Origin of the sequence: Sphingomonas sp. BK580 (assembly GCF_014194975.1) — a bacterium.
Lineage (GTDB): Bacteria > Pseudomonadota > Alphaproteobacteria > Sphingomonadales > Sphingomonadaceae > Sphingomonas.
The window spans coordinates 1-22034 of the sequence record NZ_JACIAY010000003.1 but is presented as its reverse complement, the minus strand read 5'-3'; the positions used below and the strand labels follow the sequence as shown (position 1 = coordinate 22034).

Genomic DNA, 22034 nt, shown 5'->3' with positions numbered 1-22034 from the left:
GACAATGCGCTCGGCTTTCCTCCGTCTGCTGCTGCAGGAGGATCTCAACTTCCTGCTGACGAACCGCATTCCGCGGCGCTGGGCGACCGCGCTGGTCGGCCGCATCGCCGCGGTGGAGCACCCGCTGGTGGCGCGGCCCGCGCTGGCGGCATGGCGCTTCTTCTCCGACGTCGACCTCTCCGACGCTGCGACCACCGAGTTTCGCTCGCTGCGCGACGGTTTCGTCCGCCGATTGCGCCCCGGCGCGCGCGCCTATGACCGTGACCCGGCGACGTTGGCGAGCCCGTGCGATGCCATCCTCGGCGCGCACGGCCGGATCGAGGGCGACCGCGTCTATCAGGTCAAGGGCTTCCCCTATCGGCTGGGCGATCTCGTCCCGGACCCCGCGCTGGTCGATCGCTTCCGCGACGGCTGGTACGTGACGCTGCGGCTGACCGCGGCGATGTACCACCGCTTCCACGCGCCGGCCGATCTGACGGTGGAGGGCGTGACCTATCTCTCGGGCGACTGCTGGAACGTGAACCCGATCGCGCTACGCCGGGTGGAGCAGCTCTTCTGCCGCAACGAGCGCGCGGTGATCGAGGTCAGCGCGGGCGGGCGGCCGCTGCTGCTGGTGCCGGTCGCGGCGATCCTGGTGGCGAGCATCCGGCTCGGCTTCCTCGACGTCGAGACCGTGCTGCGCGAGCAGGGCAGCGCGCGCGTGGCCTGCGACGCGCGGATCGGGAAAGGCGACGAGATGGGCTGGTTCGAGCACGGCTCGACCATCCTGCTGTTCCTGCCGCACGCGGCGCGGCTGCGCGACGGGCTGCGGCTGGGCGACACGATCCGCGCGGGGCAGGTGCTGGCCGACTGGTGAGGGGGAGGGGCTATTTGCCGCCCTAGCTTTTCCTGCCGCGGTCGTCGGCGCTCGCCTCGGGATCCACGGTGCCGCGCACTCAGAGGCTCGAGCGTGCGCGGGCCGGTGACGCCGCAAACGAGCTCAGGATGACGCCAGAAGAGGCAGGCGGGAGAAGGACAGACGCCCAGCTATCCCGCCGACCTTCACCCCACCCGATCCGCCACCAGCGCGTCCACCACCGACGGGTCCGCCAGCGTCGAGGTGTCGCCCAGCGCCCCGAGATCGTTCTCCGCGATCTTGCGCAGGATGCGGCGCATGATCTTGCCCGAGCGAGTCTTGGGCAGCCCCGGCGCGAACTGCAGCGCGTCGGGCGTGGCGATCGGCCCGATCTCCTCGCGCACCCACTGCCGCAGCGCCGCGCGCAGTTCGTCGGACGGCTGCTCGCCCGCGTTGAGCGTGACGAAAGCGTAGATGCCCTGGCCTTTCACCTCGTGCGGCATGCCCACCACCGCGGCTTCGGCGACGCTGGCATGCGCCACCAGCGCGCTCTCCACCTCGGCGGTGCCCATGCGATGGCCGCTGACGTTGATGACGTCGTCGACGCGGCCGGTGATCCAGTAATAGCCGTCGGCGTCGCGGCGGCAGCCGTCGCCGGTGAAATATTTGCCGGGATAGGTGGTGAAATAGGTCTGGAAGAAGCGCTCGTGGTCGTTCCACACGGTGCGCATCTGCCCCGGCCAGCTGTCGATCAGGCAGAGGTTGCCCTCGGTCGCCCCCTCGAGCACCTTGCCCTCCGCGTCGACGATCTGCGGCTGGACGCCGGGCAGCGGCCTGGTCGCCGAGCCGGGCTTGAGATCGGTGGCATAGGGCAGCGGCGAGATCAGGATGCCGCCGGTCTCGGTCTGCCACCACGTGTCCACCACCGGGCAGCGCGAGCCGCCGACGACGCGGTGGTACCAGTTCCACGCCTCGGGGTTGATCGGCTCGCCGACGCTGCCGAGCAGCCGCAGCGAGGCGCGGCTGTGGCGCGTCACCCAATCGTCACCCTCGCGCATCAGCGCGCGGATCGCGGTCGGCGCGGTGTAGAGGATATTGACGCCGAGCCGGTCGACCGTCTCCCACAGCCGGCCGTGGTCGGGGTAGTTGGGCACACCGTCGAACATCACGGTGGTGGCGCCGTTGGCGAGCGGGCCGTAGACGACATAACTGTGCCCGGTGACCCAGCCGATGTCGGCGGTGCACCAGAACACCTCGCCGTCGCGATAGTCGAACACCTCCTTGAAGGTCTTGGCGACCCAGACGAGGTACCCGCCGGTGGTGTGGAGCACGCCCTTGGGCTTGCCGGTCGAGCCCGAGGTATAGAGGATGAACAGCGGGTCCTCGGCGCCCATCGGCTCGGGCGCGCAATCGTCGTCAACGCCCTCGAGCGCGTCGTGGAGCCAGACGTCGCGGCCCGCGGTCATCGCGACGTCGCCGCCGGTACGGCGGATCACCAGCACGTGCTCGACGCCGGGGCAGTGCGCCACCGCCTTGTCGACGTTGGCCTTGAGCGGGATGCGCTTGCCGCCGCGGCAGCCCTCGTCGGCGGTGATGACGATCCGGGAGTCGCAGTCCTGGATCCGGTTGGCGAGGCTGTCGGGGGAGAAGCCGCCGAACACGATCGAGTGGATCGCGCCGATGCGCGTGCAGGCCAGCATCGCCGCGGCGGCCTCGGCGATCATCGGCAGGTAGAGCGTCACCCGGTCGCCGCGGCGCACGCCGAGCGACTTGAGCACGTTCGCGAAGCGGCACATGTCGCGGTGCAGCTCGCGATAGGTGAGCGTGCGGGTCTCACCGGGCTCGTCGCCCTCCCACACGATCGCGACCTGGTCGCCGCGCGTGGCGAGATGGCGGTCGACGCAGTTGACCGAGACGTTGAGCGCGCCGTCGGCGTACCAGCGGATGCGGAAGTCGGCCTCGTCGAACGACGTGTCCTTCACCTGGGTGAAGGGCGTGATCCAGTCGACCCGCCGCGCCTCGTCGCGCCAATAGCCCTCCGGATCGGCGACCGAGCGGCGATAGGCCTCCTCATAGCCGGCGCGGTCGATGCTGTCGGGCAGGCCCGCCGGCGCGGGGTGACACGTCTCGCTCATCGCTCGTTCTCTCTCCTCGATCCTCGTCGTCGTCGCGCCGGGCTCAGCCCTCGGGCGGTACCGGCGGCGTCTCGTCGCCAAGATTAAGCCCGTGACGCATCAGCATGGGCACGTTGGCCACCGCGAACAGCATCGTCACCGGGATGACCACCCATACCTTGTAGATCGCCCACAGGTCCCAGCCGCGCTGCGCGCCGAACGTGGCCGCGGCGCCGCGCCACACCGCCTCGTTGGCGAACGCCATGGCGACGAAGAACCACACCCAGTTGAGCGTCAGCCGGTGCCATCCGCGCTCGCTCAGCCCGGGGTAGCTCGACCCCATCAGCTGCTGGAGCAGCGGCCGCCCCGTTGCCGCACCGAAGCCCAGCGTGGCCGCCAGCAGCGCGTAGACGATCGTCGGCTTGGTCTGGATGAAGCGCGGGTCGCGGAAATACATCGTCAGCCCGCCGAACACGATCACCAGCCCGGCCGAGATCAGCAGCATCGGCGGCACGCGCCCGAGCTTGGCCTTGGCGATCACCAGCGCGACCACGCTCGCCAGCACGAAGGCGGCGGTGGCGACGATCACGCGCGCGAGCAGCAGCGCCTCGACGCGGGTGAGGTCGGACAGCGCGGGCGTCACCGCGGCGACGAGCCGCCGCGCGCTCTCGCCCGGCAGCAGGAAGTTGACCGCGAAGAACACCGCCAGCGGGCCGTAATCGACCAGAGCGCGCGCGCCCGCCGACTCCTTCGGCGTCGCGGTCACTTGCGCGGCCCCGTGTCGACCCCGGCGATGATGCGGCTGACCTCGCGCGCGTCGAACGGGCGCAGGTCGTCCATCTGCTCGCCGACGCCGATGGCGTGGATCGGCAGGCCGTAGCGCTCCGCCGCGGCCACCAGCACGCCGCCGCGCGCGGTGCCGTCGAGCTTGGTCATGACGAGCCCGGTGACGCCCGCCACCTCCTTGAACACCTCGATCTGGTTGAGCGCGTTCTGCCCGGTGGTGGCGTCGAGCACCAGCAGCACGTCGTGCGGCGCGGCGGGGTTGAGCCGGCCGAGCACGCGCCGGATCTTGGCGAGCTCGTCCATCAGCTCGCGCTTGTTCTGGAGCCGGCCGGCGGTGTCGACGATCAGCACGTCGGTGCCGATCTCGGTCGCCTTCTTCACCGCGTCCCACACGATCCCGGCGGCGTCGCCGCCCTCCGGGCCGGTGACGATCGGCACGCCGATCCGCTCCGCCCAGGTGCGCAGCTGGCCGATCGCGGCGGCGCGGAAGGTGTCACCCGCGGCGAGCATCACCTGATAGTCCTGCTCGAGGAACAGGTGCGCCAGCTTGGCGATCGTGGTGGTCTTGCCCGAGCCGTTGACGCCGATCACCAGCACCACCTGCGGGCGGGGAAAAGCGTCGATGCCGAGCGGCTTGGCGACCTGCGCCAGCACCTTCTCCACCTCCTCGGCGACGACGAGGCGGATGCCGAGCTCCTCCATGTTGCGCTCGAACGTGCCCTCGGCGAGCCGCGCGCGGACCCGGCCCGCGGTCTCCGGGCCGAGGTCGGAGCCGATCAGCGCCTCCTCGACCTCGTCGAGCGTATGCTCCTCGAGCCGAGCGCCGCCGAGGCCGGCGAGGTTGCCGACCAGCCGGTCGGAGGTGCGGCGGAAGCCGCCCAGCAGCTTGTCGTGCCAGCTCGTGCTCATGCGATGGTTCCGGTGAGATGGTCGGGCGCGGCGGCGACGATCGCGACGTCGTGCACGCTGCCGAGAGGGAGGGGGGCGGCGAGGCGGACCTCGCTGAAATCGGGGGCGTGGCCGCGGTCGCCGGGGCGCTCGACCAGCACGCGCTGCACCGTGCCGACCTGGCGCGCGAGGCGGCGTGCGAGCCGCGCGGCCGAGGCGGCGCGCAAGGTGGCGGCGCGGGCGCGCGCTACCTCGGGCTCGACCTGCGGCATGCGTGCCGCGGGCGTGCCCGCGCGCGGCGAGTAGGGGAACACGTGCGCGTGGGTGATGTCGGCCTGCTCGACGATGGCGAGCGTGTTGGCGAACATCGCCTCGTCCTCGGTCGGAAAGCCCGCGATCAGGTCGGCGCCGATCGCCATTTCGGGTCGTGCTGCCCGCAGCCGCTCGATGAGCGCGAGCGCCTCGGCGCGGCGATGCCGCCGGCGCATCCGCTTGAGGACGAGGTCGTCGCCCGCCTGGAGCGAGAGGTGGACGTGCGGCATCACGCGCGGTTCCTGCGTGAGCAGCGCGAACAGCGCGTCGTCGATCACGTGCGGGTCGAGCGAGGAGAGGCGGACCCGCTCCAGCCCCGGCACGCCGGCGAGCAGCCGCTCGACCAGCGCCGCGAGCCCCATCCCGCGATCGTCGTAGCTGGCGAGATCGACCCCGCTCAGCACCACCTCGCGCTGCCCCGCCTCGACCAGAGCGGCGACGCGCGGGACGATCGCGGCGATCGAGTCGCTGCGGCTCGCGCCGCGCCCCTGCGGGATGGCGCAGAAGGTGCAGGCATGGTCGCAGCCGTTCTGCACGCCGACGAAGGCGCGGGTCTGCGCGCGCGGCCGCGGCGCGTTGGCGCGCGCGCTTCCCCAGCTGCCCGGCAGCAGCTTGGCGGCGTTCGGGACCAGACGATCGACCTCGGGCATCGCGGCGAAGGCGGCGCGGTCCATCTCCGCGGCGCAGCCGGTGACCACCAGTTCGGCGTGCGGCAGGCGGCGCCGCAGCCGACGCACCGCCGCGCGGGTGTCGCGCATCGCCTGGTTGGTCACGCCGCAGCCGTTCACGACCGCCACGCCCGCGCCGGCGAGCTGGCGGATCGCCTCGCTCTCGGCGATGTTGAGGCGGCAGCCGAGCGTCACGACCTCAGGCTGGGAAACGACGGACATGGCGCGCGATCTAGGGGGCGGCGCGGTCGAAGTCGACCCTATGCTGTGGCGGAGTGAGGCGGTGAGCAGAGATCGGCCGGGCCGGGCTAGCGCCGCCCGATGGCCGCGAGGATATCGTGATAGCGGCCGTCATCGATCCCGTCACGCTGGTGTCGGGCAAGCCGGCTCTCATCCCTGCGCGTCAGGAAGAGCGACGGGCGCGTCGCCGGGTCGCGGAATGCGATGATCACCGGGGAGCCCAGCGAGCCGGTGTAAGGCGGCAGCGCGTTCGCCAGCACGCCGTCGCGCCGCGGCTCGGCGGTCGCATCCTCGTCGAAGATGTCGAGGTAGCGGTCGAAGGTCGGCCGATCGACCTCCGCCCAGGCGCCCCATCCGAACCGATCGGAGGACTGACTCAGCGGAACCTCGAGCACGCACCGGATGAAGCGCCGCTCGCCGAACTCACATAGGTCGTCGTTGAAGCGCGCGACCTCGCCGCGATCGGCTTCCGAATGGACCAGACCGCGTCGGGTAGCTTGTAGGCCACGTCGGTCAACAGACCGGCGTGGCCGTCGCCGCAGATCGAACAGGTATACTTCTCGCTCACGATCGATGTCAAAGTCGTTCCTAGGGTCGATAGCAGCTCGTCGTCGTGCGCCAAAGCGCGAGTACACCGCTTCGCCTCAGGGGGCTGACGACAGCGAGCGCCCGATGAGGTGGGAGGCTCTCGACCGTACCGGATCCGGTCATGCGAGACCGCGGCTCGGCGAGATAAAGCGCGCGATCGCCCTCTCAGCGAACTGGCCCTCGACCATTGGGGCGGCGACCTTCAGGACAGCGGCGGCGAGGAGTCCCGCGGCGCCATCACCTCGATCACCCCGGCCGCGACATGCGCGGTCACCGGCGTGTGCGCCAGCACCTCGCCGTCGATCGAGATCGGCAGCGGTGGGTCGCTGCGCACCCGGATCGACGTGCCCGAGAAGGTCACCACCTCGTGGTGGCGCTCGGGACGGCCGAGCCAGCTCGCCGCCCAGTTGGTCACCAACCGGCGCTTGTAATGGCCCTTCACCACCTGGACGACGATCCTGCCCGAATCGACCGCGGCCTCGTCCACCAGCCAGGTACCGCCGTGATAGGGACCGTTGGAGATCCGCACCTCGACCGCCTTCAGCCTCTGCTCGCCCTTGCCGTCGCCCGCGTCGACGTAAAGCGTGAAGGGCCGGAAGCGGGTCAGCTGATAGCCCGCCCAGCCGAGATAGCCGAGCCGCCCTGCCACCTTCTTGAGGCGATGCGGGACCGTCTCCGCGATCTGCGGGCTCAGCCCCATCGCCGCGCAATTGGCGAAGTAGTCGTCGTCGATCATGCCGAGGTCGATCCGCCGCGGCGCGCCGGTGCGGAACACCTCGATCGCGCCGTCGATGTCGAGCGGCAGCCCCAGCGTGCGCGCGAAGCTGTTGGCGGTGCCGAGCGGCAGCACGCCGAGCACGACGTCGTGGCCCACCATGAGGTCGACCAGCCCGCTGATCGTGCCGTCGCCACCCCCGAGGATGAGCAGGTCGGGCTTCTTCTCCAGCGCCTTGCGCACGGTGCGATCGAGGTGCTTGGGGTCTTTCACCGCGTGCGGCTCGACCTTGAACGGCAGCTCGCGCAGGCGCCGGCAGGCGCGGCGGAAGAGCTTGCGCCCGCGCCGCGACTTGGCGTTGACGACGAGCGCGGCGGAGCGGATCTCTCTCATGCTCGGGCTAACGCGCGAGCGGCAGTTCCGCTGCCGTAACGCTTGCATGGCGCGTCCGATTGCGGGAAAGCCGCTGGCATGCACGCTGCCTATCCCGCGCTGCGCCTGCGCCGCACCCGTGCCGCCGGCTGGAGCCGCCGCCTCCACGCCGAGCATATCCTCACCCCGGCCGACCTGATCTGGCCGATGTTCGTGACGGACGGCGAGCAGGTCGAGGAGCCGATCGCCACGCTGCCGGGCGTGTCGCGCTGGTCGATCGACCTCGCGGTGGCGCGCGCGAAGGAGGCGCACAACCTCGGTATCCCGTGCCTGGCGCTCTTCCCGAACACCCCGCGCGACCGCCGCAGCGACGACGGTGCCGAGGCGCTCAACCCCGACAATCTGATCTGCCGCGCGACGCGCGCGATCAAGGACGCCGTCCCCGACATCGGCATCCTCACCGACGTCGCGCTCGATCCCTATACGGCGCACGGCCACGACGGCCTGATCGACGCGGCCGGCTATGTCCGCAACGACGACACGGTCGAGCTGCTGGTCGGGCAGAGCCTCAATCAGGCGCGCGCGGGCGCCGACATCATCGCGCCGAGCGACATGATGGACGGCCGGGTCGGCGCGATCCGCGCCGCGCTGGAGCGGGACTCGCACGTCAACGTCCAGATCATGGCCTATGCCGCCAAATATGCCTCGGCCTATTACGGCCCGTTCCGCGACGCGGTCGGCACGCGCGGGCTGCTCAAGGGCGACAAGACCACCTATCAGATGGATCCCTCCAACCGCGAGGAAGCGCTGCGCGAGGTCGCGCTCGACCTCGCCGAGGGCGCGGACAGCGTGATGGTCAAGCCCGGCCTGCCGTATCTCGACATCGTGCGCGCGGTGAAGGACGCCTTCGCGGTGCCGGTGTTCGCCTATCAGGTCTCGGGCGAGTACGCGATGATCGAGGCCGCGGTCGCCGCGGGCGCGGCCGACCGCGACGCGATGGTGCTCGAGACGCTGCTGGCCTTCAAACGCGCGGGCTGCGCGGGCGTGCTGACCTACCACGCGGTGCACGCGGCACGGCTGCTCGGCGCGTGATCGTCACCGAGCGCCTGATCCTGCGCCCGGCCGAGCCGCGCGATCGCGCCGCGCTCCACGCGATGTGGGCCGACCCGCGCGTGATGACGGAGCTCGGGCCGGTGAAGGACGAGGCCGCGAGCGACGCCGCGATCGCGCGCCACGCCGGCTACCGCGCCGACGCCGGGCTGGGCTTCGGCGTGGTCGAGCGACGTGACGACGGGGCGGTGCTCGGCTTCTGCGGGCTCAAGCCGGGGGCGCCGACCACGCCGATCCGCGGCGAGCTCGAGATCGGCTGGATGCTCTCGCGCGCCGCCTGGGGTCAGGGCTACGCGCGCGAGGCCGCCGCGGCGTGGCTCGAATGGGCGTGGTCGCGCCGCGACGAGCCGCGCGTGGTGGCGATCACCGCCGCGAGCAATACGGCAAGCCGACGCCTCATGGCGCGGCTCGGCATGGCCTGCCTGGCCGGCGGTGACTTCGATCACCCGGACTTCGCCGCGAACGACCCGCGCCGCGCGACGGTGACCTACGCGATCGACCGGCCGCGATGATCGAGACCGAGCGGCTCACGCTGCGCGGCTGGCGCGCCGAGGACGTCGAGTCCTTCCACGCGATGGCGCAGGACGCCGAAGTCATGCGCCACATCGGCCCGCCCGAGACGCGGCGCGAGAGCCGCCGCGCGTGGCGGCGCATGGCCGCGGCGCAGGCGCGCTACGGCCATTGCTTCTGGGCGGTCGAGCGACGCGCCGACCGCACCTTCATCGGCCTGTGCGGGCTGCTGCCGCTGCCGCGCCCGGTGGCGGACGAGGTCGAGATCGGCTGGCGGCTCGGCCGCGCGCATTGGGGCAGGGGCTATGCCCATGAGGCCGCCTCTGCCTGCCTCGAGTGGGCGTGGGAGCATCTCGACGTGCCCACGATCGCGGCGGTGACGGTGCCCGGCAACACGCGCAGCCGTCTGCTGATGGAGCGGCTGGGCATGACTCGCGTGATCGGCGGCGACTTCGACCATCCCGAGCTGGAAGCGGGCGATCCGCTGCGGCGCCATCTGCTCTATCGCATCGCCCGGCCGACGCGTGGCTGAGCCGCGGTCGCGGCGCGGCGCCGTGGCGCCGCTGTTCGTGGCGACCATGCTGACGGGCTCGTTCCTGCTCTTCCTGGTGCAGCCGATGATCGCCCGGCTGGCGCTGCCGCGGCTCGGCGGCGCGCCGGCGGTGTGGAACTCGGCGATGCTGGTCTACCAGGCGTTGCTGCTCGGCGGCTACGGCTACGCGCATCTGATCAGCCGGCTCGCGCCGCGACGGCAGCGCGCGATCCACCTCGCGCTGCTGCTCGCCGCCTGTGCCTTCCTGCCGATCGGGCTGAGCGACCGCACGCTGCCCGCCGGCGCCGAGCCGGCCCTGTGGGTTCCCTATCTCTTCGCGCTCTCGATCGGTCCGCTGTTCTTCGCGGTCTCGTCACAGGCGCCGCTGATGCAGCGCTGGTACGAGCTGGCGCGCCCGGGCACCGACCCGTACCCTCTGTACGCCGCCTCCAACCTCGGCAGCTTCGCCGGGCTGATCGCCTTCCCGCTGCTGGTCGAGCCGCTGCTGCCGGTGACGCAGCAGCGCTGGCTGTGGAGCGGCGGCTACCTGGTGCTGGTCGCGCTCGTCCTGCTGTGCGCGACGCGACTGCCGCCGCGCGCCACCTCCGCCGCCGACGTGGCGCCGAGCGCGCCGCCGCCGCCGCGGTCGCGCGTGCTGCTGTGGGTGGTGCTCGGGCTGGTGCCCTCGGGCATGATGCTGGCGACCTCGACCTTCATCAGCACCGACCTGGTCGCGATGCCGCTGCTGTGGGTGATCCCGCTCGCACTCTACCTGCTCAGCTTCTCGATCGCCTTCGCCGCGCGACGCTGGCCGGCGGACTCGCTGACGCGCGCGGCGCCGGTGACGATCCTGCTGTTCGGCGGGATCATGATGGGCGGCTTCGCCGACAGGGCGACCGCGAGCACGCTGATGGCGCTGCTGCTGCTGTTCATGATCTCGGTCGCGCTGCACACGCGGCTCTACCGGCTGCGCCTCGAGCCGGCGCGGCTGACCGGCTTCTACCTCGCCATGTCGGTCGGCGGCGCGTTGGGCGGCGTCTTCGCCGGGCTGGTGGCGCCGATCCTGTTCGACTGGACCTGGGAATATCCCATCCTGATCCTCGCCGCGGGCGCGCTGGTCCCGCAGGCGCCGCTCGCCGCCGGCCTGCGCGTGTTCTGGGGGCGGCGCGGGGCGCGCTGGGCCGCCGTGGCGGCCGTCGCGGTCGCGCTGGCGGTGGTGGCGGGCGTGTTCGCGCACGAGGCCGGCGGACTCCGCACGGTGCGGCACACCGGCGCGACCTTCGCGGTGGTCGCCGGCATCGGGCTGCTGACGCTCGGGGCACGCGCGCCCTACCTGATGGTGCTGGCGAGCGCGCTGCTGCTGTTCGGCGGCTTCCGGTCGCTGTCGCTCTCGCTCGAGCCCGGCGCGCGGCTGCGCAGCTACTTCGGTGTCTACACGCTGGTGGAGGAGCCGCGTCGGCGCACGCTGGTCCACGGTACCACGCTCCACGGCGTCCAGCTCACCGGCACGCCCGCGCGCGAGCGCACGCCGACCAGCTATTACACCCCCGCCACCGGGGTCGGCCGCGCCATGCGCGCCGCGCCGCTGCTGTTCGGTGACACAGCGCGCATCGGCGTCGTCGGGCTCGGGACGGGGACGCTCGCCTGCTACGCGCGGCCCGGCCAGCGCTGGCGCTTCTACGAGATCGATCCCGCCATGGCCGAGCTCAGCCGCACGCACCGTTTCACCTTCCTGGCGGATTGTGCGCCAGACGCGGCGATCGAGCTCGGCGACGCACGCGTGTCGCTGGAACGTGCCGCGACGGGCAGCCTCGACCTGCTCGCGCTCGACGCTTTCTCGTCCGACGCGGTGCCCATGCACCTGCTGACGCGCGAGGCGTTCGCGGTCTACGCCCGCGTGCTGGCCCACAATGGCGTGCTGGCCGTGCACATCTCCAACCGCTTCATCGATCTCGGACCCGTCGTCGCGGCGGCGGCGCGCGCCGGCGGGTGGCGCGCGCTGATCCTCAACCATGTTCCGGGCGACGGCGAAGAGGAGGGGACACCCTCGTCCTGGATCGTGCTGACCCGCGATCCCTGGACTCAGGCGCTATTGGCCGGGGACGACGCCGACTGGCACGTGCTGCGCCGCCGTCCCGGGTTCGCGCCCTGGACCGACGACTACGCGACGATCCTGCCGCTGCTACGGTTCTGAGCGTGCGCGGCCGGGGAGACCCGACCTTCCCTCCGCCCTCTTCTTGAACCTCTCTCAGGATCGAGCGGCTGGCAAACGTCGCGACCGCCGGGCCGGAGCCGTGGATCCTAAGACGAGATCAGGATGACGCCGGCCGGACAGCTGACGCGTGATCCAGGCCTCTCGCCGTACTCAGCCGCTCGGGAGGGAGGCGGCGAGGGTATCGATGCGCTGGGTCTGTGCCGCGGCCGCGGCGCGCGCGGCGTCCAGCGCCTGCTCGAGCGCGGGATAGTCGGGCTGCAACGCCTGCGCCCGCGCGGCGGCGAGTTCCTCGAGCTGGTTGAGCGAGTCGGCATGGGCCGAGCGCAGCGAGTCGAGCTCGGCGATCGCGGTCTGCGCGTCGAGCCAGCGCTCGCTGCCAGCGGCGGCGCCGCGCGCCGCGGACGCCCGGGTGGCGGCGCGCTCGGCCGCGGCGTCGAAGTCGCGCGCCGCGGCCGAGCGCGCGGTCGCGATGGTGGCGAGCCGCGCGTCGAGCGCGGGGTCGGGGGCGACGGGGGCGGGCGGCGGGGCGGCGGGTTCCTCGAAGCCGAGCTTCTCGACCGGCCGCGGCGCGAGCGAGGGATAGCCGCTCATGTCGGCGCTGCAACCTGCCAGCGACAGCAGGGCGGCGCCGATCAGCGGGACGGTGGCGAGCGGCGACGGGGCGCGCGGGGAGCGTGGCATGCGATCTGCGTAGAGGCGCGAAAAACTTACCGCAACGCTCTTGCGCCCCCGCGCGGCGGCGTCTAACAGCGCCGCTCCATTGCGCGCCCGTAGCTCAGCTGGATAGAGCATCAGACTACGAATCTGAGGGTCGGACGTTCGAATCGTTCCGGGCGCGCCAATGGATACCCACCGCGAGGTGGGGCAGACGGCCGGCATCATGCCATGCCGCGATGCGCCCGTAGCTCAGCTGGATAGAGCATCAGACTACGAATCTGAGGGTCGGACGTTCGAATCGTTCCGGGCGCGCCATCGCTGACTACCGAAGAGCGGGCGGAGGCCGCGCCAGTGGCGGCCCGGCTTCGCGGCGTTCGAGTGGCGCCGCGTCAGGCGCCGCTGATCTTCTGCCCGCTGTTGTCGGCCTCGGTCGGCGTCTTCTTCTTCGTCGCGGCCTTCTTCGCGCCCGTACCCGTCCCACCGCCGCGCCCCGTCCCGAGGCTGCCGCGCGCGCCGTCGCCGCCTTTGGCGGTCACCGCTCCCGGGTTACCGCCCGCACCTTTCTGTGCCATCGTCTGTCTCCTCGATTTGCCACCCGAAGAACGTCGAGGCAGAGTGAGCAGTTTCAAGAGAATACAGTGACTTGGATCGACAATCTCGATCGAGCCGCAGCATGGCGATGGGAGATCGAGAGGGTGGCGGAGAGGGTGGGATTCGAACCCACGGTGAGCGTGAACCCACGGCGGTTTTCAAGACCGCTGCCTTAAACCACTCGGCCACCTCTCCGCAGGCGACCCGCTTACGCGCGACGCGGCGGCGAGTGCAAGCGCTCGCTCGATTTGCGGTTCCGTGCGCCGACCCGCTGTGCCAGAACGCCCCGACCATGACAGCGGTCGCAACGCTCGCCCGCGGCATCGCCGCCACGTTCCTCCTGCTCGCCGCGCCCGCCTCCTCGGCGCAGGGCGTCACCTCCGCCGGGATCGACGCAGAGGCCTCTGGCTTCCAAGCCTATCTCGCCCAGGTGCGCGCCCGCGCCGTTGCCGCGGGCGTGCGGCCCGCGACCGCGGACAGCGCGCTGGCGGGGCTCAGCTTCAACCCGCGCGTGGTCGCGCTCGACCAGCAGCAGCCCGAGGCGCGGCCCAACGCGCCGGTGCCGCTGTTCGCGCCCTATCGTACCGCGCACGTCGACACCGCGCGGATCACACGCGGTCGGAGCGCCTATCTTGCCAACCGCGCCAGGCTGGCGCGCGTGGAGGCCGAGACCGGGGTGCCCGAGCAGATCATGGTCGCGATCTGGGGGCATGAGACCAACTACGGCTCCTACACCGGCAATTTCGACCTGCTGCGCAGCCTCGCGAGCCTCGCCTACGAGGGGCGGCGTCGGCCGCTCTTCGAGGGGGAGCTGATCGCCGCGCTCAAGATGATCGATCGCGGCGTGCCGCGCTCACAGCTGACCGGCAGCTGGGCAGGGGCCATGGGCAACCCGCAGTTCCTGCCCTCGGTCTACCTCCGCCTCGCGCGCGACGGCGACGGCGACGGGCGCATCGACATCTGGAACTCCTCCGCCGACACGCTCGCCTCGATCGGCAATTACTTCACCCAGGCGGGCTGGCGCGCCGGCGAGCCCTGGGGTGTCGCGGTGAGCGTGCCCGCCGGCTTCTCGCGCGCGAGGGTCGCCAATCGCCTCGTCTCGCCGCGCTGCCCGCGCGTGTTCGAGCGGCACAGCGGCTGGCGCAGCATGGCGGAGTGGCGCGCGCTCGGTCTCGCGCCGCTCGGCGGCCGCTGGCCCGGCGACCAGGTGCAGGCGGTGCTGATCGAGCCCGACGGGCCCGGCGCGACGGCGTATCTGCTCACGAGCAACTATCGCGTCATCCTCGACTATAATTGCTCCAACTTCTACGCTCTGTCGGTGGGCTTGCTCGCCGACGCGATCGCGCGCTAGGGCGCGAGCCTCGACGCGCCTCCACGCACCCCCGACGCCTGCCATCGAACCGGATTTACGCCCCATGACCAAGCTGCTGACCGTCCTCGCGCTGCCCGCCGCCGTCCTCGCGGTCGCCTATCCCGCCATGGCGGCGGCGCCGCAGTTCGACACGCCCGCGCCGGTCGCCTTCATGGAGGACCTGTCCTCGGGCGCGGTGCTCTACGCCAAGGACGCCGACCGCCGCATGCCGCCCGCCTCGATGGCGAAGATGATGACGGTCTACACCGCGTTCCAGATGATCAAGTCGGGCGACCTCAAGCTGTCGACCGAGTTCGAGGTCCGCCCCGAGACCTGGAAGCGCTGGCACGGCCCCGCCGCGGGATCGACCATGTTCCTCTCGGTCGGCGAGCGCGTGTCGGTAGCGAACCTGTTGTACGGCATCGTCACGCTGTCGGGCAACGACGCGTGCGTCGTGCTGGCCGAGGGCGCGTCGGGGACCGAGCAGGCCTTCACCGAGCGCATGAACGAGAACGCCCAGAAGCTCGGGCTGACCAACAGCCATTTCGGCACCTCGAACGGCTGGCCCGACGGCGGCGTCACCTATGTCACCGCTCGCGACCTGGCCAAGCTGGCGGCCGCGACGATCACCGACTTCCCGCAGCTCTACAAGCAGTTCTACTCGCGCCGCGACTTCACCTGGGGCAAGACCATGGGCGCCGGCGCGGCGATCACGCAGGCCAACCGCGACCCGCTGCTGGGCCGCGTCGCCGGCGCGGACGGGCTCAAGACCGGGCACACCGACGAGGCGGGCTACGGCTTCACCGGCTCGGCCGAGCAGAACGGGCGCCGGCTCGTGATGGTGGTCGCGGGGCTGACCAGCTTCAACCAGCGCGCGCAGGAATCCATCCGCTTCATGGAATGGGGCTTCCGCGCGTGGCAGGCGCGCCCGGTGGTGAAGGCGGGGAAGACGGTCGGCACCGCCGCGGTGCAGCTGGGTGACTCGAGCGAGGTCGAGCTGGTCGCGCCCAAGGCGCTGGCGGTGACGGTCCCCTCGGGCACGCGCCCGCAGCTCTCGGGCAAGATCGTCTATGACGGGCCCGTGAAGGCGCCGATCAAGCAGGGCGCGCATATCGCCGATCTCGTCGTCTCCGCCCCGGGCCTGCCCGAGCAGCGCATGCCGCTGGTGGCGGCGCGCGACGTCGGCCAGGCGGGCTTCTTCGGGCGCGCCATGGCGGGCCTGCGCGGCCTGTTCTGATGCCGCGGGGGCGCTTCCTCAGCCTGGAGGGCGGGGAAGGGGCCGGCAAGTCGACCCAGGCGCGCGCGCTCGCCGCGGCGCTGCGCGAGCACGGCGTCGAGGCGGTCGTCACACGCGAGCCCGGCGGCAGTCCCGGCGCGGAGGCGATCCGCGCGCTGCTGCTCGAGGGCGAGCCGGGACGGTGGAGCGCGCGCGCGGAGACGCTGCTGTTCGCCGCGGCGCGCGCGGATCACGTCGAGAAGGTGATCCGACCCGCGCTGTACGCTGGGCACTGGGTGATCTGCGACCGCTTCGTCGACTCGACCCGCGCCTATCAGGGCGTGGCCGGCGGCATTGACGACGCCGACGTGCTGGCGTTGCACGCCTTCGGCAGCGAGGGACTGCTGCCGGACCGCACTTTCCTGCTGACGGTCGCGCCCGAGGTCGGAGCGGCGCGGGCCACGGAGCGAGATCGCGGGGCAACGGATCGCTTCGCGTCGCGCGACGCAGCATTTCACGTCGCCGTCGCCGCGGCGTTCGCTACCTTCGAGGGGCGCGCCGAGGGTAGCCCCGAGCGATTCCGCCGTATCGACGCCTCCCAGCCACCCGAACAGGTGACCGCCGCCATGCTCCACGACATGGCGGACTGGCTGCCGTGACCATCCTGCGCGGCCATCGCGCCGCGGTCGACGCCTTCGCCGCCGCGCTGCGCGGCGGCAACGTCCACCACGGCTGGCTGCTCGCCGGTCCCGAGGGCGTCGGCAAGGCCACGTTCGCGCGCGCCGCCGCGGCGCGGCTGCTCGCCGAGGCGATGACGCCGGGGCAGCTCGCCCCCGGTCTCGCGGTGCCGCCCGACCATCGTGCCGCCTCGCTGCTCGCCGCCGGCTCGCATCCCGACTATCGCGAGCTGCGCCGCCTGCCCAAGAGGGACAAGGACGACGAGCTGGCGCGCTCGATCACGGTCGATCAGGTGCGCGCGCTCGGCCCGTTCCTCGGCACCATGCCCTCGCTCTCCCCGCGGCGCGCGATCGTGATCGACGCCGCCGACGACCTCGAGCGTCCCGGCGCCTCCAACGCGTTGCTCAAGAGCCTGGAGGAGCCGCCCGCGGGCACGGTGTTCCTTCTCGTCAGCCACGCGCCCGGGCGGCTGCTCGCCACCATCCGCTCGCGCTGCCGCGTGCTGCGGTTCGAGCCGCTCGGCGAGGACGATTTGACCGCCGTGCTGCGCGGGGCGCTGCCCGAGGCCGAGCCCGAGGAGATCGCGGCGCTGGTCGCGGCGGGAGACGGCTCGCCCGGTCGCGCGCTCGGCTATGCCGGACTCGATCTCGGCGCCATCGAGCAGGCGCTGGCAGCGATCGCGCGCGACGGCGACCCGACGCTGACGCGGCGCGCCGCGCTCGCCAAGTCGCTCGCGCTCAAGGCGGCGCAGCCGCGCTACGAGGCCTTCCTCGATCGCGTGCCGACGCTGATCGCGCGCGCCGCCGCGACGCGCGTCGGCCCCGACCTGCGCGCCGCGCTCGACGGCTATGACGAGGCGCGCGCGATCGCCGCGGCGGCGCGCGCGCTGTCGCTCGACCAGCAGGGCACCGTCCACGAGCTCGCCGGCATCGTCGCGCGGCTGGCATCGCGCGAGGGAGAGCGTTAGGAGGCGCGGCATGGGCCATCCCTTCTACATCACCACCGCGATCAGCTATCCCAACGGCCGTCCGCACATCGGCCATGCCTATGAGGCGATCGCCGCCGACGCGATCGCGCGCTTCCAGCGGCAGGCCGGGCGCGACGTCCGCTTCCAGACCGGCACCGACGAGCACGGGCTCAAGATGGTCCAGACGGCCCGCGACCGCGGCGTCGAGGTGCGCGCGCTTGCCGACGAGATGTCGGGCCATTTCAAGGCGATGTGCGACAGGCTTGCGATCAGCTACGATCGCTTCATCCGCACCACCGACGCGGACCATCACCGCGCCAGCCAGGCGATCTGGCAGGCGATGGCGGACGCCGGCGACCTCTACCTTGACCGCTACGAGGGCTGGTATTCGGTGCGCGACGAGGCCTTCTACGACGAGAAGGAACTGACCGAGGGAGAGGGGGGCGCCAAGCTCTCGCCGCAGGGCACGCCGGTGACCTGGACCGCGGAGGAGACGTGGTTCTTTCGCCTCTCGAAGTATCAGCAGCCGCTGCTCGACTTCTACGCGGCCAACCCCGACTTCATCCGCCCCGAGGCGCGCCGCAACGAGATCCTGCGCTTCGTCGAGGGCGGACTGTCGGACCTGTCGGTGTCGCGCACCAGCTTCGACTGGGGCGTGGCGGTGCCGGGCAGCCCCGGCCACGTCATGTACGTCTGGGTCGACGCGCTGACCAACTATCTCACCGGCGCCGGCTACCCCGACGGCGAGCTGCGCTACTGGCCCGCGGACCTGCACCTGATCGGCAAGGACATCGTGCGCTTCCACGCGGTCTATTGGCCCGCGTTCCTGATGTCGGCCGGGATCGCGCTACCGAAGACGGTGTTCGGCCACGGCTTCCTGCTCCACCGCGGCGAGAAGATGTCGAAGAGTCTCGGCAACGTGGTCGAGCCGCTCGATCTCGCCGAGGCGTTCGGGGTCGACGGACTGCGCTACTTCCTGCTGCGCGAGGTCAGTTTCGGGCAGGACGGCAGTTACTCGGCCGAGGCGATCGTCACGCGGGTCAACGCCGAGCTCGCCAACGCCTTCGGCAATCTGGCGCAGCGGACGCTGTCGTTCATCGCTAAGAACCTGGGTGGCGCCTTGCCCGAAGAGGGCCGCGCGGAGGAGGCGGACGCCCAGCTGATCGAGGAGGTGGTCGTGGCCTGCGCCGGGCTGCGCGCCGGCTTCACCGACCTGCTGCTCAGCCAGGGAGTGGAGGCGTGGCTGCGCGGCGTGTTCGCGTGCAACCAATATATCGACGCGCAGGCGCCCTGGTCGCTGCGCAAGACCGATCCCGAGCGGATGCACGCGGTGCTGCGGACGCTGGTGCGCGCGATCCGCATGCTCGCGATCGCGATCCTGCCGGTGGTGCCCGAGGGCGCGGGAAGGGTGCTCGACCAGATCGGCGCCGACGAGCGCGACCACGCCGCGATCGATGACGACGGCTGGTACCAGCGCCGCCGCGATGGGGGCGGGGTGATCGCGCCGCCGACGCCGGCCTTCCCGCGGCTCGAGCTGCCCGCCGAGACGGAGACCGCCTGATGCTCGCCGACAGCCACTGCCACCTCAACTACGAGGGCGTGTTCGAGCAGCAAGTCGCGGTGCTCGAGCGCGCCCGCGCGCGCGGCGTCACCGCGATGCTCAACATCGCCACGCGCGAGCGCGAGTGGGACGCGGTGCTCGCCACCGCCGAGCGCGAGCCCGACGTCTGGGCCAGCGTCGGTATCCACCCGCACGAGGCCGACCAGCACCCGCATATCGACACCGCCAGGCTGGTCGAGCGCGCGCGCCACCCGCGCGTGGTCGGCATCGGCGAGAGCGGGCTCGACTATCACTACGACCATTCCGACCGCCAGCGGCAGCAGGCGAGTTTTCGCGCGCATATCGCCGCGGCGCGCGAGAGCGGCACGCCCATCATCGTCCACACCCGCGACGCCGAGGAGGACACCGCCGCGATCCTGCGCGAGGAGATGGAGCAGGGGAGCTTTACGGGCGTGATCCACTGCTTCACCGCGAGTGACAGCTTCGCCGATCAAGCGCTTGATGTTGGTATGTTTATCTCGATCTCGGGTATCATCACCTTCCGCAACGCCGAGGCGTTGCGCGCGACGGCGGCACGGATCCCGCGCGAGCGGTTGCTGATCGAGACCGACGCGCCGTTCCTCGCGCCGGTACCGCACCGGGGCAAGACCGGCGAGCCCGGTTTCGTCGCCGACACCGCCGCTTTCCTGGCGCAGCTCCGCGGCGAAGATGTCGAGGAACTTCAACGTTATACCGCGGAAAACTTCCACACCCTCTTCAGCAAGACCCGGTCCGCGTGAGAGTTCGCATCCTCGGCTCTGGCACGTCGTCGGGAGTGCCGCGCATCGGTGGAGACTGGGGCGCGTGCGACCCGACCGAGCCGCGCAATCGTCGCACACGCTCCTCGCTGCTGGTCGAGCAGGACGATGTTCGCGTCCTCGTCGACACCAGCCCCGATATGCGCGAGCAGCTGCTCGCCGCCGGGGTCGGCCGGGTCGACGCGGTGATCTGGACGCATCAGCACGCCGACCATGTCTTCGGGATCGACGATCTGCGGCAGGTGTATCACGCGCTCGGGCACGCCGTGCCGGGCTATGCGCGCGAGGGCTGCGCGGCGGCGCTGCGCCAGCAGTTCGGCTATGTCTTCGAGGGCGCGGGCGGCTACCCGCCGACGGTCGAGCTCACGCCGCTGCCCGACCGGCTCACCGTTGGGGACCTGACGATCGACGTGATCGACCAGCCGCACGGGTCGATCAGCTCCGCCGGGCTGCGCTTCACCTTCGCCGGGTACTCGGTCGGCTACGCCACCGACATCAGCGGCATGACCGCGCCCATGCGTGAACTGTATCGCGGCGTCGACCTGTGGATCGTCGACGCGCTGCGCCGGCGGCCGCACCCGACGCACCCCGATCTCGCCACCGTGCTCGGCTGGGTGGAGGAGCTGCGGCCGACGCGAACGGTGCTGGTCCACATGGATCAGTCGATGGACTATGCCGGCCTGTGCGCCGAGCTGCCTGCCGGCGTCGAGCCGGGCTTCGACGGATGGGAGAACGCGGCGTGAGCGATCGCGCGGGCACCGCACTGATCCTGCTGCTCGTGCTGGTGTTGCCGTTGTCGGCGCTGATCGCCCGACGCATGCCGGGGCGAACGCTACTTCGCTACGCGGTGGCGTGGAGTGGGGTCTTCCTCGCGCTCTTCCTGATCGTCGCTCTCTTTACATAATACATATTATCGCTTTCGCGGCATGTAAGCGCTAAGTACAGATGGCACCATCCCGCTAGATAGAAATGGCACTCTGCGGTGCTATCGGCGGGTCGCCGGTGTCATAGCCGTTCTCGGCAACGAGGACGCGCATTGTATGACGGTGCTGGCGATGAGTGCTGCTGAGATCACACGGTTCGACACGCTGATGCGGCTCGACCGCGGCGAGATCCGGGTCGCGGAGGCGATGGAGCTGCTCGGCCTTGCGAGGCGGCAGGTGTACCGGCTGCTGAGCCGCCTGCGAAAGGACGGCGCCAGCGGCCTGGTGTCGCGCAAGCGAGGACGCCCGAGCAACCGACGCTACAGCGACGCCTTTCGCGCCGACGTGGTCACGCTCGTGCGCGAGCACTACGCCGACTTCGGACCGACGCTCGCGCGCGAGTACCTCGCCGAGCGCCATGGCATCGGCCTGTCGTGCGAGACCCTGCGGCGCATCATGCTGGAGGCTGGGCTGTGGCAGGACCGAGCGGCCAAGCGCCCTCGCCCGTACCAGCCGCGCTATCGGCGCGACTGTCGCGGCGAGCTCATCCAGGTCGACGGCTCCAAGCACTGGTGGTTCGAGGGCCGCGGTCCGCAATGCACGCTCCTGGTCTTCATCGACGATGCCACCAGCGAGCTTATGCACGTCGAGATGGTCGAGAGCGAGAGCACCTTCTCCTACATGCGCGCGACGAGGACGTACCTGGAGCGCCACGGTAAGCCGGTGGCCTTCTACACCGACAAGCACAGCGCCTTCCGCAACAACACGGCCTCGGCGAAGGGCGACGGCATGACCCACCTTGGCCGTGCGCTCGACCGGCTCAACATCGAGCTGATCTGCGCGAACTCGCCGCAGGCGAAGGGACGCGTCGAGCGGGTCAACGCGACGCTGCAGGACCGCCTGGTCAAGGCGATGCGGCTCCACCGCATCTCGACCATCGACCAAGCCAACGCCTTCCTCCCCTCCTACATGGCACAGCACAATCGTCGGTTTGCCAAGGCACCGTTCGACCCGCGCGATCTCCATCGGCCGCTGGCCATCCACGAAGACCTCGAGGCGGAGCTGGTCTGGCGCGAGCAGCGCACCGTCACCGGCGCTCTCACCTTGCACTACAACAAAGCCATGTTCATCCTCGAGCCCTCGCCTGCGGCACAGGCGCTCGCGCGCAAGAAGGTGGACGTGTGCGAGTACCCGGACGGCCGGCTCGAGATCCAGCACGAGGGCACGGCCCTACCGTATCGCATGTTCGACAAGATGCGCCGCGTGAACCAGGCTGCCGTGGTCGACAACAAGCACCTGGACGCCGCGCTGGCGCTAGAGCGGTTTCCGGCCTTTCTGAATCATCGAGGATTCACACGGGCGCGGTTTTCTGATTCAGGCTCTGGGCCGGGTCAGGAGGCCGGCACGG

22 protein-coding genes and 3 tRNA genes are annotated in these 22034 nt (G+C 71.2%); 16 read left to right on the top strand and 9 right to left on the bottom strand.

Annotated elements, in window-relative coordinates; all coding sequences use genetic code 11:
- The first annotated feature begins 4 nt into the window (after positions 1–4).
- Positions 5–856, top strand: coding sequence for an archaetidylserine decarboxylase (gene asd, locus FHY05_RS06545; protein WP_183943602.1), 852 nt, complete (start codon positions 5–7; stop codon positions 854–856).
- Between the two features lie 185 nt (positions 857–1041).
- Here asd and acs read toward each other — a convergent pair whose 3' ends face one another.
- The 6 genes from acs to FHY05_RS06515 form a co-directional block, all read right to left on the bottom strand.
- Positions 1042–2970 (bottom strand): acetate--CoA ligase, encoded by a 1929-nt coding sequence (gene acs / locus FHY05_RS06540; protein WP_183943601.1) that lies wholly within the window; start codon positions 2968–2970, stop codon positions 1042–1044.
- 43 nt (positions 2971–3013) lie between these two features.
- Complete coding sequence (locus FHY05_RS06535; RefSeq protein ID WP_183943600.1) at positions 3014–3715, bottom strand: inner membrane-spanning protein YciB; 702 nt, start codon at positions 3713–3715, stop codon at positions 3014–3016.
- Positions 3712–4644: a signal recognition particle-docking protein FtsY gene (ftsY, locus tag FHY05_RS06530; protein ID WP_132907957.1), complete on the bottom strand. Its 933-nt coding sequence runs from the start codon at positions 4642–4644 to the stop codon at positions 3712–3714. The genes FHY05_RS06535 and ftsY overlap by 4 nt, the downstream gene beginning before the upstream one ends.
- The gene (locus FHY05_RS06525) at positions 4641–5825 is read right to left on the bottom strand and encodes a MiaB/RimO family radical SAM methylthiotransferase (RefSeq protein ID WP_183943599.1); all 1185 of its coding nucleotides are present in this window, start codon (positions 5823–5825) and stop codon (positions 4641–4643) included. Before FHY05_RS06525 ends, ftsY begins: the two co-directional genes overlap by 4 nt.
- 86 nt (positions 5826–5911) lie before the next feature.
- Positions 5912–6478 (bottom strand): DUF2199 domain-containing protein, encoded by a 567-nt coding sequence (locus tag FHY05_RS06520; protein WP_221191061.1) that lies wholly within the window; start codon positions 6476–6478, stop codon positions 5912–5914.
- A gap of 155 nt (positions 6479–6633) precedes the next feature.
- Positions 6634–7539 (bottom strand): diacylglycerol kinase family protein, encoded by a 906-nt coding sequence (locus tag FHY05_RS06515; protein WP_183943598.1) that lies wholly within the window; start codon positions 7537–7539, stop codon positions 6634–6636.
- Positions 7540–7617: 78 nt separating this feature from the next.
- On the opposite strand from FHY05_RS06515, the gene hemB reads away from it, so the two are divergent.
- Genes hemB through FHY05_RS06495 form a run of 4 tightly spaced genes read left to right on the top strand, consistent with a single transcriptional unit; the run spans position 7618 to position 11864 of the window.
- Positions 7618–8610, top strand: coding sequence for a porphobilinogen synthase (hemB, locus tag FHY05_RS06510; protein WP_183943597.1), 993 nt, complete (start codon positions 7618–7620; stop codon positions 8608–8610).
- Positions 8607–9140, top strand: coding sequence for a GNAT family N-acetyltransferase (locus FHY05_RS06505; protein WP_183943596.1), 534 nt, complete (start codon positions 8607–8609; stop codon positions 9138–9140). The genes hemB and FHY05_RS06505 overlap by 4 nt, the downstream gene beginning before the upstream one ends.
- Positions 9137–9670 carry a GNAT family N-acetyltransferase gene (locus tag FHY05_RS06500; protein ID WP_183943595.1) on the top strand — a complete coding sequence of 178 codons (534 nt, stop codon included), beginning with the start codon at positions 9137–9139 and terminating at the stop codon, positions 9668–9670. The genes FHY05_RS06505 and FHY05_RS06500 overlap by 4 nt, the downstream gene beginning before the upstream one ends.
- Before the next feature lie 46 nt (positions 9671–9716).
- Entirely contained in the window at positions 9717–11864 is a 2148-nt protein-coding gene (locus FHY05_RS06495) for a spermidine synthase (RefSeq protein ID WP_183944001.1), read from the top strand.
- Positions 11865–12035: 171 nt separating this feature from the next.
- On the opposite strand, the gene FHY05_RS06490 is transcribed toward FHY05_RS06495, so the two are convergent.
- Positions 12036–12566: a hypothetical protein gene (locus FHY05_RS06490; RefSeq protein WP_183943594.1), complete on the bottom strand. Its 531-nt coding sequence runs from the start codon at positions 12564–12566 to the stop codon at positions 12036–12038.
- An 83-nt stretch (positions 12567–12649) separates the two neighbouring features.
- Here FHY05_RS06490 and FHY05_RS06485 point away from each other — a divergent pair.
- A tRNA-Arg gene (locus FHY05_RS06485) sits at positions 12650–12726 on the top strand.
- Positions 12727–12780: 54 nt separating this feature from the next.
- Positions 12781–12857, top strand: a tRNA-Arg gene (locus tag FHY05_RS06480).
- A 74-nt stretch (positions 12858–12931) separates the two neighbouring features.
- Here the strand turns inward: FHY05_RS06480 and FHY05_RS06475 are convergent.
- Together FHY05_RS06475 and FHY05_RS06470 are read right to left on the bottom strand one after the other, a co-directional pair.
- Positions 12932–13114 carry a hypothetical protein gene (locus FHY05_RS06475; RefSeq protein ID WP_183943593.1) on the bottom strand — a complete coding sequence of 61 codons (183 nt, stop codon included), beginning with the start codon at positions 13112–13114 and terminating at the stop codon, positions 12932–12934.
- Between the two features lie 124 nt (positions 13115–13238).
- Positions 13239–13328, bottom strand: a tRNA-Ser gene (locus FHY05_RS06470).
- Positions 13329–13425: 97 nt separating this feature from the next.
- Between FHY05_RS06470 and FHY05_RS06465 the strand changes: the two genes are divergently transcribed.
- The 9 genes from FHY05_RS06465 to FHY05_RS06425 form a co-directional block, all read left to right on the top strand.
- Entirely contained in the window at positions 13426–14484 is a 1059-nt protein-coding gene (locus tag FHY05_RS06465; RefSeq protein WP_183943592.1) for a lytic transglycosylase domain-containing protein, read from the top strand.
- 64 nt (positions 14485–14548) lie between these two features.
- Positions 14549–15721: a D-alanyl-D-alanine carboxypeptidase family protein gene (locus tag FHY05_RS06460; RefSeq protein ID WP_183943591.1), complete on the top strand. Its 1173-nt coding sequence runs from the start codon at positions 14549–14551 to the stop codon at positions 15719–15721.
- Complete coding sequence (gene tmk / locus FHY05_RS06455) at positions 15721–16359, top strand: dTMP kinase (protein ID WP_183943590.1); 639 nt, start codon at positions 15721–15723, stop codon at positions 16357–16359. Before FHY05_RS06460 ends, tmk begins: the two co-directional genes overlap by 1 nt.
- Complete coding sequence (locus FHY05_RS06450; protein WP_183943589.1) at positions 16356–17345, top strand: DNA polymerase III subunit delta'; 990 nt, start codon at positions 16356–16358, stop codon at positions 17343–17345. Before tmk ends, FHY05_RS06450 begins: the two co-directional genes overlap by 4 nt.
- 10 nt (positions 17346–17355) lie before the next feature.
- Positions 17356–18906, top strand: coding sequence for a methionine--tRNA ligase (metG, locus tag FHY05_RS06445; RefSeq protein ID WP_183943588.1), 1551 nt, complete (start codon positions 17356–17358; stop codon positions 18904–18906).
- The gene (locus FHY05_RS06440) at positions 18906–19685 is read left to right on the top strand and encodes a TatD family hydrolase (RefSeq protein ID WP_183943587.1); all 780 of its coding nucleotides are present in this window, start codon (positions 18906–18908) and stop codon (positions 19683–19685) included. The genes metG and FHY05_RS06440 overlap by 1 nt, the downstream gene beginning before the upstream one ends.
- Positions 19682–20446 (top strand): MBL fold metallo-hydrolase, encoded by a 765-nt coding sequence (locus tag FHY05_RS06435; RefSeq protein ID WP_183943586.1) that lies wholly within the window; start codon positions 19682–19684, stop codon positions 20444–20446. The genes FHY05_RS06440 and FHY05_RS06435 overlap by 4 nt, the downstream gene beginning before the upstream one ends.
- Positions 20443–20607, top strand: a complete 165-nt coding sequence (locus FHY05_RS06430; RefSeq protein ID WP_183943585.1) for a hypothetical protein — start codon at positions 20443–20445, stop codon at positions 20605–20607. The genes FHY05_RS06435 and FHY05_RS06430 overlap by 4 nt, the downstream gene beginning before the upstream one ends.
- 151 nt (positions 20608–20758) lie before the next feature.
- Positions 20759–22034 (top strand): ISNCY family transposase (locus FHY05_RS06425; protein WP_260181280.1); only part of this gene is annotated, 1276 nt, incomplete at its 3' end.